Here is a 13,801-nt window from a genome sequence, read left to right as displayed (position 1 = left end):
AGCTGTCGAATTTTTCGACAGCTTCTTTTTATTTTTCTCTCGACGCAATGGTTTGCGCAATCGCATCTCCATGAAATCTACCGTTCTCGATAAATATTTCATTTGCATTATTCCCAGCGGCAATTACACCTGCAATGAAAATATTTTCAGTGTTTGTTTCCATTCTATCCTCTGTATAAATCGGACGCCCAGTTTCTTCATCAATTCGAACGCCCATCTCCGTTAAGAAACTATGATCAGGATGGTAACCCGTCATCGCAAATACAAAATCATTTTGGATTGTAAATGCCCCGTCATCAACGGTATACGTTAATGTATGTTCAGTAATTTCTTTCACATGAGCCCCAAAATGCATTTGAATTGTACCGTTTCGTACTAACGCCTCAAATTCCGGTAAAATCCACGGCTTAATGCTCGGCGAGTACTCACTTCCACGATACAGTACCGTTACACGCGCTCCTGCTTTAACAAGTTCCAACGCAGCGTCTATACTTGAGTTTTTTCCACCTATAACTACTACATCTCGATCAAAATAAGGATGTCCTTCTTTAAAATAGTGAGCTACTTTCTTCAGTTCCTCACCTGGAACATTCATATAATTTGGATTGTCATAATATCCAGTGGCTACAACAATATATTTCGCTATATATATTTCTTTATGTCCGTCACGTTTCGTCGTCTCAACCTTAAAAACTTCTCCATCTTTTTGAACTTTCTCTACTCGTTCGAAAGCATTTATGCGTACAGATTTACGCTTTACTACTTCGCGATAATACGCAAGTGCTTGATTTCGAACTGGCTTACGGTTTTCGGTAATAAAAGCTACTTCACCAATTTCTAATTTTTCACTAGAGGAGAAAAATGTTTGATGAGTTGGATAATTATAAATCGCATTTACAATGTTTCCTTTTTCAATTACTAACGGATTAATCCCTACCTTTTGCAACGAAATTGCTGCTGCTAATCCGCACGGACCGCCTCCAATTATGATAGCTGTTTCTTTCTGCATACTCGGTTCACTCCTAGTCTTCTACCTCTGCACTATTTATAAAAACAAGAAAAAACCTACTTACAACAGTAGGCACCTATCTTTATTGTATTCATTTTTCATACGTTTGTCATCTAAACGAAACGTACATCCGATAGACATCTGCTAAAAACTGTTGAAATTTAATACCTTGTTTCCCTAATACATTTTCAGGATCAATCTTTCTAGCTGGATCAAGTGTTTTATGTGATACGATATCTTTTTTCGGATTCAAGCCAAAGTTTTGACATAAATAAGCATGATACCATGTAAAACGCGTATACGCTTCCCAAAAGTTAACATCACCGCCATAACAAAGTTCCACACCAATGGCAGCCTTATTCGCATCATAACCATATAAGTCATTATCCGTCGACACACCATATCGAACATGATACGCAACTTCATTTATAGGAACAATTTCCAATATTGTTTTGTCATCTATAAATGTATGCGCCGAAGCTTTCGGTTGTATTTCATTAAAGTAATCCCGATTTCCTATTGCATTGCTACCAGGATTTCCTGTATCATGACTTACAATAAACCTTACTTTAGAAAGAGGAATTCCCGGTCGTGAACTTCCATATCCAATATAGTTACGCTCTATAGGAAACATCGCCATTACTACCAACTCCCGCTTTAGAAAATTACCTTACTTCCTTATATATGTATTCGGTAGCAATGTCCTTATCGCATATTTCTTACACGAAGAGAAAATCGAAAATATTTGATGTGAACACCATAAATAACAAAATACTTACAGCGACTCCATAAAAACCGTAAAACCAAACACAATCTTCTTTCGTATCTAAGCCGAAAAATTTATTTACTGATTGTAATAATGTGCCACGCTTACTTTTTTTGTTTCGTAATACTTCCACTCGTTCTACAACATCTGCTGGCATCATAAATCTTTGGTCTACTGTCATTTTCATCATTTATCTCTCCTTAAAATCATTTCCGTTTTGTTTATCTAAGGAGAGTATAGCACGTTTGTTCGTATAGAACAAGCGTTCTTTTATTTTTTTATTTTATTTTTCAACAAGCCAAGTAATAATCGTGAATATAAAAGCGATTATCGGCCCTACTACAACCACACCAAATATTAAAAACAATAAGCCTTCTCCGAACATCCGAACGACACTTGTTTTTCGGGCTTTCATCGTTCTTGAGAGTTCTCCCTCTAAGCTCTTAACCTTTTCTTCTAATTGTTCTACTCGTTCCATCATTTCATTTTCCATATACAACACCTCACACTAATACTCCAACAAAAAAACGTGATTCCCTCGAAAGGAATCACGTTTTTTCACGATATAATATTATACCCAACCTCTGAAGCGACTTGCTTCAGCCATTTTACGAACACCAACCATATAAGCTGCTAAGCGCATGTTCACTTTACGAACTTGTGCTGTTTCATAAATAGAATCAAATGATCTTACCATTACTTTTTCTAAGCGTTGTTCTACTTCTTCTTCTGTCCAGTAGTAACCTTGGTTATTTTGTACCCACTCAAAGTAAGATACTGTAACTCCACCAGCACTTGCTAATACGTCTGGAACAAGTAAAATTCCGCGATCTGTTAAAATTTTAGTTGCTTCTAAAGTTGTTGGACCATTTGCAGCTTCAACAACAATTTTTGCTTTAATATTATTAGCATTTTCTTCTGTAATTTGGTTCTCAATTGCAGCTGGAACTAAAATATCGCAATCAAGTTCTAACAATTCTTTGTTTGAAATTGTATTATTGAATAGTTTTGTTACTGTACCGAAGCTATCACGACGGTCTAATAAATAATCAATATCTAATCCATTTGGATCATGTAATGCACCGTAAGCATCTGAAATTGCAATTACTTTCGCACCTGCATCATGCATAAATTTAGCTAAGAAGCTACCCGCATTACCGAACCCTTGAACAACAACACGCGCACCTTTAATATCAATGTCGCGTTTTTTTGCAGCTTCGCGAATACAAATTGTTACACCTTTCGCTGTTGCTGTTTCACGTCCGTGTGATCCACCTAATACAAGTGGCTTACCTGTAATAAATCCTGGTGAATTAAATTCATCAATACGGCTATACTCATCCATCATCCATGCCATAATTTGAGAGTTTGTAAATACGTCTGGAGCCGGAATATCTTTTGTAGGACCAACGATTTGGCTAATTGCTCGTACATAACCGCGGCTTAGTCTTTCTAATTCACGGAATGACATTTCACGTGGGTCACAGATAATTCCACCTTTACCTCCACCATACGGTAAATCAACAATACCACATTTTAAACTCATCCAGATCGAAAGTGCTTTCACTTCATTTTCTGTTACATTCGGATGGAAGCGAATTCCACCTTTCGTTGGACCAACAGCATCATTATGTTGCGCACGATATCCTGTAAATATTTTAACAGTCCCGTCATCCATACGAACTGGTATTTTCACTGTCATCATACGAATTGGTTCTTTTAATAATTCATATACTTCGTTTGGATAACCCAATTTTTCTAATGCTTCACTAATAACAATTTGTGTCGAATTCAATAGTTCAAAATGTTGTTCCCTTTGTTGTTGTGTTTTTGTTTGAGTTCCCTTTTCGGCTACCATAGTAAGTAAACCCCCTGTAATTTCACTTGTTTAGTAAACCTTCATTGCCTAGTATACACCGTTAAATTTGGAATGCAATAGAAAACGCTAACAAATATATACAACTTATTTCGTATTGCAAGCGTTTTCACTATTATTATAGTCCTTTTATTGCTTTTAGAAAAGTAAAATACTTAAATATTTAAATATTTTTTATCTCACTCGAATACAGCGTCGCGAAACGGTATATTTAATTAAGAAAACGTTTGTTTAAATATTTATAATTGACCCTAGCCTTACTCCTCTTATCCAAATAAAATGCAAAACCCCAGCTATGTTATATTAGCTGAGGTTTTGCTTTTTCACAAAGTAATTGTATACTTGTTCAATTGCTTGAGAAGCCATTAATTCTTTACCATACTCCATTACACGGTAAATGGTTGCCGTAGACGGATTACCGTATTCTGCTAAAATAGCTATAAAATCCGCCTTCAATAATTGTATTTGCTCTTCTTCTTCCATCCAAAGATAGAAACGCCCATCCCATGTATATAACTTTCCGCCAGTTACACCAAGGTTATATAAGCGATTCGACAGGTTAATTACGTCGTCTAGTGTAGCAAACTCATAAAGTATGTGCTCGCTCTCATCTAGAGTCACTTGCATTTCAATAAACTCGTCACGGAACTCATCATCTGTATCCACTTCTTGATTTTCCTTCGTTACTATTACAACCATGCCTTGTGCTTGTAGAGAAAATACTTCAACTGCAATCGGACCATCTGCTTCAAATCCTAATTCTTTATTTGCTTCTTGCATCATATCACGAAATAGTTGCTGTACTTTCGGTGCATTTCTCCATAAATCCTCTTTCGTTAATCCTCGTTCAGATAAATCATCAAATGTTAGGAAAATTTTTATCTTATTATAATTTAATCGTTCCAGCCTCATCTCATACCCTCCCTACGTAACCATTGAATCTAATTTTTATTATATGAAATAGAAAATAGATGGTTCTTTCCGAACAACTATTCTAACATTTTTAACCATTCATCCCATTCTTCTTTCGTATCGCCGATTAGGATTGTTTGAATGTTCAACTGATCTCGAGCGCTTATTTCCCCTATAACCCCAACAGAAAGGTTCTCATTTTTTTCTTGCAATAAATCCCCAACATTCATCGCCCTTTTCAGTTCTAGGCCATTTTCAAAAGAGACAAATAAATGTTTTGGCTGTATTTGCTCAACCGCTAATAACATGCCATCTCCCTCTAAACTTGTCCTAATATGTATCGCCTCATATCCTTTTAAACGTAAATACATTGAGAAAATAAATCCTTTCAATGTATTATTTTCTAACACAATTACTTTGTGTATGGAAGAAAACGTTGAAGCATTATGATACACCATTCCTAGACGAGTTTGTAAAAATGATACGGCATATTGGAATTGCGTCATTGCAATCTCATTGTTATTTTTTAGTGTCAACAATTTGTTTGTCACTTGAAGAATAATACCGGTGATAACTTTTTCTGTTGAATAAATACTAAAAGCCTCATTTATTAATGCAGAAGTTGTAATTTCATCAAATTCTAACAAAGCTTGTAGTAAATCGTCCACTAAAACAACTTCTTTATCGTAATGTATTTCTTTTTGGGCATTACTCTGCAAACGATTCCCTTCTAATAACTGCACTGCTTGTCCAATCATCATACCGGAAGAAACCTTCTCCATTAACCATTTCAAAATTCGAATATGCTCTTCTGTATATAATCGATGCCCAGCTTGATTCCGCTTTGGGGCAATAATCTGATATCGCCTTTCCCATGCACGAAGCGTACTCGGTTGAACTCCAATAATATTCGAAACAGCTTTTATATTATATTTTCCATTTAGAGTTGGCATCATTTCCCTCCACATAACGTAATAATATGTGTTTGAGCAGGTGCTCGAAAACGAAGTGGAATCAATGTTGTTCCGTATCCATTACTAACAAAGAGAGTCGTATTTGAATGATTATATACGCCACCTTTTAAATATTTTTCAGATGGGAATAATCGAATCTGTCCTCCATGTGTATGTCCACTTAACACAAGTGAAATTTGTTCTTTTCCAGACATTTTTTTTATTATATCAGGGTTGTGACTAATTAAAATACGAAATCCCTCTTCTTTACAATCAGCCAATGCTAAGTCTAAACGATCACGTTCCAATCCAACATCATCTACACCGAGTAAGCAAATTTTCTCTCCTAACTCAGATTCAAATACAACTCTTGTATTATCTAAAACTTTTACATTATTTTCTAATAGCAACGCATCTAATTCATGGTATTCAATCTCATAGTCATTATTTCCCCATACAAAATATACAGGAGCTATCGCTCTTAACTTTTGAATATTTGCAGAGATTTTTGATAAAGGTACGCCCTTTTCCGCTAAATCACCACCAATAATAACGAGATCTACTTTTCCCTTTATTCGCTCAATTAACGAATCTGAAACGACTCTTCTATGAATATCAGAAATAAAAAACATATTCATCTGTTGAAAACTTTGCGGGAATTCTTTAAATTCTAAAGTATGTTCCAATACCGTATTACGCATCGCTTCTTTATACATTACAAGAAGAAATATTATACCTATACATATGAGAGTACTTAATATTGTAATCCATATCATATTTTTACTCCCCTACTCATAAAGATAATCCTCAGTTTTTATAACAAGCTACGAATTGCTTAATTTACTAGCTCTCTTGTTTTACGGACTTATCTTTTATCGGAATTTTTAATTCTTGACCTGCACTCACTTCATCTTCTTCTAAGTTATTATACTTTTTAATAACTTCAATCCCACTTTCATCTGAAAAATATTGCTTCGCTATACTTTCTAAAGTTTCTCCCTTTTTCACAGTATGCGTTACCACCTTCTCAGATTGTTTCTGAGTTTCAGATTTGGCTGAATCAAAAAAAATTACTTCAAACGCACTTTTACCAGCATTACTACTATCACTTTTCACCTGAATATATTTATCCGTATACCATAAAATACTAATTGGTAGTAATATGAATAGACACGTTAATACTCGGACAAAAATGTGATTCATTTTAAACTTTTGCTTTTTCTCTTTATTTCTATGAAGTTCACTTCGCGGCGGTAAACTTTCATCTTCTTCCACTTGCTCAACTTCTAATTCCTCTTCAAAATCAGGAATTCGTTTCCTCATGTTGTTCACCACCACCTTCCATTTATTTTCTTAGTTGGAGTCCCATTATAAAATCAACAAGAAAGTGTGCAAAGATTGTTATAAATAAATTCTCTGTCCATTCAAATACATAACCAAAGACAAAACTAATAAAACAGACGAAACAAAACAAAAATGGCTTTGTTATATACCGAATATGTAAGACTGCAAATACTAAACTTGCTATTATAATTCCGAAATGAGTCTGCATTACACCTCTAAATAAAAATTCTTCTGCAAAGCCAATAACGAACGTAATAACGAGTAAATGCATAACTGACATTCCTTGAAACATCTTATCGTTAATACCACCATCATCAAACCAAGACTCTGGAAATACTCGCATTGCAACATAATCTAATAACACAATACCAATCGCTAATAAACTACCTACTATAAGTATTCGTACAGGTTCCCACTTCCAAAGACTAAAAACTTCTTTTGTATCTCGAAATAATATATATGCTAGCAAACAACCAATACCAATAATAATTAGCTGTGTTATATACAGATTCAGCCTTATTTCTTTCGGACTCATATCTTCAACATTATGCCTTTGAATGTTCATCATTCCTCCATCTTTTCTAGGCCGAAAAGCTTTTGTAACTCTGTTTCCCAATTATAGTCGAAATCGGATTGTTGCGCTCGTCTTTTTTTATACTCCGTTTTTGTAATACCACAATAATCGCAGCAATTTTTCAACTCTGTCTCTTTTCTATAACCGAACTGTTGAAGTACATATTCACGCCTACATCCTTTAACTTGTATCCATGACTTCATGTTTTCTAGCTCACTATATTTATTACGCAATCTTATTTCTACTTCAGCTATTAATCTGTTCATGATTTCATCTGACAAGCTCTCTAATATTAGTTTTCGCCGTTGTATGATCCCAAGCCGTTCGAGATGATAGCGGATGAAACGCCAATATTGTTCATTAAATCTTGCTGCATTATAACAAATTTCTTCTACATCTTCTATTGGTAATTCTTTCGTTTGAAACATTCTTTCTTGTAGTAAAGAAAATAAAAATTGTATTTGCGACTTACTTGGCAATTCATCTTCAATAATTGAAATTGGCAAATCGTGATCCAACGGACTACATAATAAAAAGGCTATACTCGGTTCGCCATCTCTTCCAGCTCTTCCGATTTCTTGCAAGTAGGAAGCTATATTAGTCGGATAATGGAAATGAATAATATATCTCGTATTCGACTTATTTACTCCCATACCAAAAGCACTTGTGCATATTACAATTTGCAATTGATCATTCATAAATTGCTGCTGAATTAACATACGCTCTTCATGTTCCATACCACCATGATAAAAAGCCACACCAGTACAGCCTTTTCCTCTTAAATATTCCGTTAAACGTTCTGTCCATGCTCTACTTGAACAATATACAATCCCAGGCCCCTGTAAATACATCACATGTTCCAAAAGTGCTTCTTTCTTCTCTTCTATCGTCTCTACAAATTGCACTTCCATTGCAATATTTGGACGATCAATAGAGTATGCATGCTGCGAGACATTCTTTAAACTTAAACTCTCTGCTATATCTTGCAGTACATCCTTTGTCGCTGTCGCTGTTAATGCTAGTACCGTAGGAGATCCAATGTTCTCAATTACTACGTTTAATTTTTTATAATCCGGTCTAAAATCATACCCCCACTGCGAAATACAATGGGCCTCATCCACAACAAACATTGAAATATGAATTTTCTTCAATTCTCTTATTAATAAATCCGATTGCAACATTTCTGGAGACACAAAAATAAATTTATAAAAAGCCAATTTTTTCATCGCTTCTCTTTTTTCACTTAATGTCCGAAAACTATTAAATGCAATCACTCGATTTTTCACAACATACTTTAATTGTGTAACTTGATCTTCCATTAAAGATAATAGTGGTGATACAACAAGCACTGTTCCTTCTTGCATTAGCCCTGGGAGTTGATAGCACATAGATTTCCCTCTTCCAGTCGGAAGCATCGCTATAACATCTTTTCCTTCTAATAAGTCTGTAATAACTTCTTTTTGTCCTTGACGAAATTCAGAATATCCAAACCACTTATATAAATATTCCTCAAGTTTCATTTATACCCTCCATCCGTGCCAATACAAGACGGACTTCAAAATAAGATATCTCTTCCCCAACCGCTTGTTTCAAGACACGTAACTTACGTGTTTGTAATGTCTCAATTACTTCTTTTACTTTATCTATTTTGTCTTTCTCCATAAACATCTCAATTGAAAATTCTTTTTCTCGTAAAGCGATTTCTACAAAATGATCTTCTATCGTTGCAACCTTCAAATTCCGAATTGTTGCTATTTCTTCCAGAAAGCGTCCTTGTCTCCAAAGATTATATGTTTTTTTCGTAGATATGCTAAATAAATCAGCCTTCTCATTTGGATAAGATATAATTTCAGCTAATAACGGAAACTCACTTTCTTTATTACGAACTTCTTGAATAATGAAATGAATTGTACCCCAAAATAAAAAATACACTCGAAATACATCTTGTTTCGTAATTTCCGCTAATTGTTGCAACGTACAACCGATGCGTTTATAGCCCGTTAAGCGATATGTTACGATTGTCGCCTCTAATGGTTTATTTTTTTGTAAAAGAGTATACATCTCCTTCCACAACCTTTTAGCCAATTCACTTCTCATATATGGTATTCCAGTGAGAAAACGTTTCACCCACATCATTATTTCTGTATCTTGCTGAATTGGAATAAATTTCGTATTCACCTGTTGTAAATTCGAAATGGTTTGAACGATTAATGATAATCTCTTCCAAAACGTTTCACCTATTTCACCATAGTGTAAACCATGTAAACACGTCGGAAAAGCAAAGTCATCTTTCCATTTGTTTAATTGCATGTTACCAGCAGTCGTTACTACGTATGTATTTTCATGTATAGATTGAACTAAATCCGTTTGTACCAACTTTGCAACTTCTTGATCATAATCAGCTCTATTCAAAGATTTATAAATCCCAAACAAAAAAGAAATTTGAAACATATTCCCATCTTGTAATGTTTGCGATGACCTCTTTCCTTTTAATAAATAATAAATAGAAGAAACGGTCCTTTCGCCATTCAATTGTTTTAAACAATACAATAAAGTATATTGTAGTTGCATTACCGCTTCCCCTTTCCAATTTAACTTAATTCTTTTTCAATATGATTACAACGTCTACTGTTACTCATTAACCTTATCATATCGGTACCATATGCTTGTACATACTCTATTGTACCAAACGAAATAACATTTACGTATTTTGAAAATCTTATGACATAATTCAAAAATAAGTTGACACTCTAATTGATAAGCATTATCATTATAATTTTATGTTGAAAAGTTTTACAAACCGTTTTACAATAAGGTTATAATTTTTATGGCGAGCTTTTCACATACATATTATCAGGAGGGAAAAAAGATGGCAAAATATACAATCGTTGATAAAGATACTTGTATCGCATGTGGTGCTTGCGGCGCTGCTGCACCAGACATTTATGACTATGATGATGAAGGTATTGCATTTGTAACATTAGATGATAACCAAGGTATCGTTGAAATTCCAGATGTATTAATTGAAGATATGATGGATGCATTCGAAGGTTGTCCAACTGACTCAATTAAAGTTGCTGACGAATCATTTGACGGCGACGCTTTAAAATTCGAATAGTCTTTTATTAACTTCAAAAAATGCCCCTCATATTGATGAGGGGCATTTTTTGTTCCCTATTTTCATTCTACTTAACAAAAAACCATTAGTAGTTTCACACTACTAATGGTTTTATTTTATATGTTATGCATTTTTCATTTTTGCAAACACCCATACTTTCAGGCGTGAGAATAATGCTACAAATACAATTGTTACTACAATTCCTTTAATTAAATTAAACGGTAAGATCGCTGTTACAACAGTCGTTCTTATAGCCTCACTAGACATAGCAGGTGCATTTAAAAACCAAGTGTAAGCTGGGAATATGATGATATAGTTTAATACACTCATAATTAGCGCCATTGTAATTGTCCCTAACATTAGTCCTGTCGTTAAACTCTTTACAGTACGATACTTTCTAAATAAGAAAGCTGCTGGTCCAATAAATAAACATCCTGCAATAAAGTTTGCAATTTCTCCAACTGGCACTCCTACTAAACTACCTTGAATCCCGTAATGTAAAATATTCTTTATTCCCTCTACAATTATCCCCGCAATTGGTCCAAAAATAATTGCAGCAATTAGAGCTGGCACATCACTAAAATCAATTTTTAAAAATGGCGGAAGCCCTGGGAACGGGAAATCCAACATCATTAGTAAATATGCAATACTACTTAGCATTGCTACACTCACCATCTTTACTACACTGTTTTTTTGTTTCATCGTTCTCTCTCCTTTTCCATCGATCATCTCATGGAAAGTGGAAAGGTTCTGCTATGCCTATTTTTTCATAGAATGAAAAAACCCTTTGTGTTTTACACAAAGGGAGAATTTAAGGCATATCAAACAGACGTTCAAATTCCTATCTTTTTTGAACGCTTGAACCTCCATCTTCTCCCATCCAGACTATACTGTCGGCTTTGGAATCACACCAAATCCTGCCTTAACGGCTCGCGGGCTTAGAACGAAATCATAAATAGTTCATCACCGCCGGTCGGGATTTTCACCCTGCCCCGAAGATAGACCGATATTCTATTTTCCCCTTCATTATACAACAACCTAATAACATTGTGAACTAAAAAATTGTAACTTATTTAAAATTAGTTATTTATTTTTTATAACCCATTAATAATTGCAAAATATTTTACAATACACCCCATATTTTTTATTATTAGGCATTTCTCTTTTGAATTCCCTAGTCATATATAATGAAAAGTGATAAGATGTTGAATTGTTAAGATAAGAACATTTTCTGAGTTATGGAGGAAATGTCATGAAGAAAGATAAAAGACACTCTATTCGAGAAGCAATGAAAAAAAACTTAAGAAAAGAATACTTTTACTTAAAAAAAGAATTACTTTTCTACTGTCCAATTGATTTAGGCACATTCTCAAGCGAGACATACTATGCTGCTTTCGATGAAGATGGCATCAGTATTTATCAGTATGATAAAAAAACAGAAAGTAAATTAAAATTGTGCGAGCGTCATCCATGGAAGAGTTGGAATAAAGTGAAGGTTGATCACTATTTGACAACTTCTCAATTTATTTTTCAAGGTGAGCGTAACTGGATATTATCCCTTTTCCAAAAAGGAAAAGAAGCTCAAAAAATTATCGAAGAGCATACATCTTTACAAACAGAAGTTGTTTCTCGCTCTTTCTTAAAAAAACTTCCTGGTTTTCGTTCTAATACACCGTTGAATAAATACATCGGCAGCATTTGTTACACTGCACTTATTGCATTTTTATTAAAATGGATGATTCCATTTCAAGCACCACAAATCGCCCTGTACTCTCTTTCGATTGGTTGTATGCTTCTTGGCTTACTTTGTTTGACAATCGGTTTAATTGAACCGACTATTGTACTGTTTCGAACAAAAGAAAAAACAAGAACAAAAGTTTTTTACTTATATAGCTACTTAGCTATTTCTGGATTTATATGTGTCTTTATTTTTTGGTAAAAGAAGAGCTAGTTAAACTAGCTCTTCTTTACTTTACGTATAATTGTTGATTTGGATAAATTCGCTCTTGCTGCAATCCATTTTTTGCTTTTATTTCCTTAAGTGTCATACTAAATTTCCTTGCAATATTAACTAAAGTATCCCCTTTTTGTACAACATATAATGAGGAAGAAACAACTTCATTTCTTTGTTCATTTAAAACAAGTAATGGATTCATTGCATTCTTTTTCGCCATCGTCCATCTTCCTTGATGAAGTTCTAAATGTAAATGTGCACCTCGTGATTCTCCTGTGTTTCCTACTTCTCCAATTATTTCTCCTTTTGAAATATAATCCCCTTGAACTACGTGTCTCTTATTTAAATGTGCATACACAGCCTCATATTCTCCATGTTTAATAAATACAACGTTCCCATAACTATTTGAATAATAAGACTTTGTCACCTTACCATCTTGAATAGCTGCCACAGGTACTCCGATCGGTGCAGCTATATCAATACCGTAGTGTTTTCCATGCCTTGTCCCAAAATAATCACTTATCTGTCCTTCCACAGGCCATGTCCATCGATTTTCTTCTGCGTAAACATGTAATTGAGATAAAAACAGTACAGTCAATAACATGACGCTACATTTTAACACTTTCATATACATCCTCCGTTTTCTAATTACCACCATACCTTCTCTATTTTGGTATATTACAGAAAAAAGTATACAAAAAAGAAAGTGAATTACTCCACTTCCTTCTCTTTCTTATCACGAAAAACTAATGCGCTACGGTTATACTCCACATCTTTTACTTGTAATCGAGTATTTATTACTCTAGCTACTGCAAACAAATAATCAGATAATCTATTTACATACTTTAGAACAACTTCATTTATTTCCACTTCTTTTTTCAACGACACGATAGAGCGCTCTGCTCTTCTTACAACAGTACGTGCAATATGAATGGTAGCCGATGCCTCGCTACCACCTGGTAAAATAAAGCGTTCTAATCGTGGCGCTTCTTCTATATACAAATCAATCCTTCTTTCCAAGCTTTCGACCATTTCGATCGTTACTTTATAAGGGATTTTCTCCTCCACTATCGCCAAATCTCCCCCGCAATCAAATAGTTCATGTTGAATATTTTCAAGGTCATTGTAAACATCTCCAAATGCCCCGCCTTGTAGCTTAGTCATCGCATATCCAATATGAGAATTCGCCTCATCTATCGTGCCATATGCTTCTACACGAATATTATCTTTATCCACCCTGCCACCTATTACACTTGTTTTCCCTTTATCTCCTGTTTTCGTATATAATTTCATTT

Annotated in this window: 17 protein-coding genes and 1 riboswitch; of the genes, 2 read left to right on the top strand and 15 right to left on the bottom strand. The window is 34.5% G+C overall.

The features are described from left to right. Positions 1 to 28: 28 nt before the first annotated feature. The 12 genes from MHB70_RS06585 to MHB70_RS06530 all read right to left on the bottom strand — a co-directional run bounded on the left by MHB70_RS06585 (position 29) and on the right by MHB70_RS06530 (position 10,005). Positions 29 to 1,009: a YpdA family putative bacillithiol disulfide reductase gene (locus MHB70_RS06585; RefSeq protein ID WP_001168501.1), complete on the bottom strand. Its 981-nt coding sequence runs from the start codon at positions 1,007 to 1,009 to the stop codon at positions 29 to 31. A gap of 109 nt (positions 1,010 to 1,118) precedes the next feature. After that, a complete protein-coding gene (locus tag MHB70_RS06580; protein WP_001240651.1) occupies positions 1,119 to 1,649 on the bottom strand; it encodes a peptidoglycan recognition protein family protein in 531 nt (176 codons plus the stop codon). A 79-nt stretch (positions 1,650 to 1,728) separates the two neighbouring features. Continuing rightward, entirely contained in the window at positions 1,729 to 1,965 is a 237-nt protein-coding gene (locus tag MHB70_RS06575) for a DUF3961 domain-containing protein (protein WP_002038314.1), read from the bottom strand. A gap of 93 nt (positions 1,966 to 2,058) precedes the next feature. Beyond that, positions 2,059 to 2,268, bottom strand: a complete 210-nt coding sequence (locus MHB70_RS06570) for a hypothetical protein (protein ID WP_000426777.1) — start codon at positions 2,266 to 2,268, stop codon at positions 2,059 to 2,061. 78 nt (positions 2,269 to 2,346) lie between these two features. Continuing rightward, positions 2,347 to 3,633 carry an NAD-specific glutamate dehydrogenase gene (gene gudB, locus MHB70_RS06565; RefSeq protein WP_000225171.1) on the bottom strand — a complete coding sequence of 429 codons (1,287 nt, stop codon included), beginning with the start codon at positions 3,631 to 3,633 and terminating at the stop codon, positions 2,347 to 2,349. Between the two features lie 321 nt (positions 3,634 to 3,954). Then, positions 3,955 to 4,563 carry a genetic competence negative regulator gene (locus tag MHB70_RS06560; RefSeq protein WP_001235404.1) on the bottom strand — a complete coding sequence of 203 codons (609 nt, stop codon included), beginning with the start codon at positions 4,561 to 4,563 and terminating at the stop codon, positions 3,955 to 3,957. A 77-nt stretch (positions 4,564 to 4,640) separates the two neighbouring features. Continuing rightward, positions 4,641 to 5,516 (bottom strand): MerR family transcriptional regulator, encoded by an 876-nt coding sequence (locus tag MHB70_RS06555; protein ID WP_001142655.1) that lies wholly within the window; start codon positions 5,514 to 5,516, stop codon positions 4,641 to 4,643. Beyond that, the gene (locus MHB70_RS06550) at positions 5,516 to 6,292 is read right to left on the bottom strand and encodes a metallophosphoesterase (RefSeq protein ID WP_000637912.1); all 777 of its coding nucleotides are present in this window, start codon (positions 6,290 to 6,292) and stop codon (positions 5,516 to 5,518) included. Before MHB70_RS06550 ends, MHB70_RS06555 begins: the two co-directional genes overlap by 1 nt. A gap of 67 nt (positions 6,293 to 6,359) precedes the next feature. Next, positions 6,360 to 6,839: a LysM peptidoglycan-binding domain-containing protein gene (locus MHB70_RS06545; protein WP_001231536.1), complete on the bottom strand. Its 480-nt coding sequence runs from the start codon at positions 6,837 to 6,839 to the stop codon at positions 6,360 to 6,362. Between the two features lie 22 nt (positions 6,840 to 6,861). After that, on the bottom strand, positions 6,862 to 7,425 hold the full coding sequence (locus MHB70_RS06540; protein ID WP_001025773.1) for a CPBP family intramembrane glutamic endopeptidase: 564 nt from the start codon (positions 7,423 to 7,425) through the stop codon (positions 6,862 to 6,864). Beyond that, entirely contained in the window at positions 7,425 to 8,954 is a 1,530-nt protein-coding gene (locus tag MHB70_RS06535) for a RecQ family ATP-dependent DNA helicase (RefSeq protein WP_000762984.1), read from the bottom strand. The genes MHB70_RS06540 and MHB70_RS06535 overlap by 1 nt, the downstream gene beginning before the upstream one ends. Next, complete coding sequence (locus tag MHB70_RS06530; RefSeq protein WP_001176982.1) at positions 8,944 to 10,005, bottom strand: helix-turn-helix domain-containing protein; 1,062 nt, start codon at positions 10,003 to 10,005, stop codon at positions 8,944 to 8,946. Before MHB70_RS06530 ends, MHB70_RS06535 begins: the two co-directional genes overlap by 11 nt. Positions 10,006 to 10,303: 298 nt before the next feature. Between MHB70_RS06530 and MHB70_RS06525 the strand changes: the two genes are divergently transcribed. Then, on the top strand, positions 10,304 to 10,552 hold the full coding sequence (locus MHB70_RS06525; RefSeq protein ID WP_001151993.1) for a ferredoxin: 249 nt from the start codon (positions 10,304 to 10,306) through the stop codon (positions 10,550 to 10,552). A gap of 123 nt (positions 10,553 to 10,675) precedes the next feature. Here MHB70_RS06525 and MHB70_RS06520 read toward each other — a convergent pair whose 3' ends face one another. After that, the gene (locus tag MHB70_RS06520) at positions 10,676 to 11,254 is read right to left on the bottom strand and encodes an ECF transporter S component (protein WP_000810844.1); all 579 of its coding nucleotides are present in this window, start codon (positions 11,252 to 11,254) and stop codon (positions 10,676 to 10,678) included. A 162-nt stretch (positions 11,255 to 11,416) separates the two neighbouring features. Continuing rightward, positions 11,417 to 11,556: riboswitch (FMN riboswitch) on the bottom strand. A gap of 248 nt (positions 11,557 to 11,804) precedes the next feature. On the opposite strand from MHB70_RS06520, the gene MHB70_RS06515 reads away from it, so the two are divergent. Further along, positions 11,805 to 12,491: a hypothetical protein gene (locus MHB70_RS06515; RefSeq protein WP_000710843.1), complete on the top strand. Its 687-nt coding sequence runs from the start codon at positions 11,805 to 11,807 to the stop codon at positions 12,489 to 12,491. A gap of 28 nt (positions 12,492 to 12,519) precedes the next feature. Here the strand turns inward: MHB70_RS06515 and MHB70_RS06510 are convergent, their stop codons facing one another. After that, the gene (locus tag MHB70_RS06510) at positions 12,520 to 13,134 is read right to left on the bottom strand and encodes a peptidoglycan DD-metalloendopeptidase family protein (protein WP_000866135.1); all 615 of its coding nucleotides are present in this window, start codon (positions 13,132 to 13,134) and stop codon (positions 12,520 to 12,522) included. Between the two features lie 83 nt (positions 13,135 to 13,217). Further along, positions 13,218 to 13,799 (bottom strand): cob(I)yrinic acid a,c-diamide adenosyltransferase, encoded by a 582-nt coding sequence (locus MHB70_RS06505; protein WP_061530159.1) that lies wholly within the window; start codon positions 13,797 to 13,799, stop codon positions 13,218 to 13,220. Positions 13,800 to 13,801 lie beyond the last annotated feature (2 nt).

It is taken from the genome of Bacillus sp. FSL M7-1020 (genome assembly GCF_038050415.1).
Lineage (GTDB): Bacteria > Bacillota > Bacilli > Bacillales > Bacillaceae_G > Bacillus_A > Bacillus_A toyonensis.
Note: the sequence above shows the minus strand (reverse complement) of the source record. Positions and strands in the feature narration are given on the sequence as shown.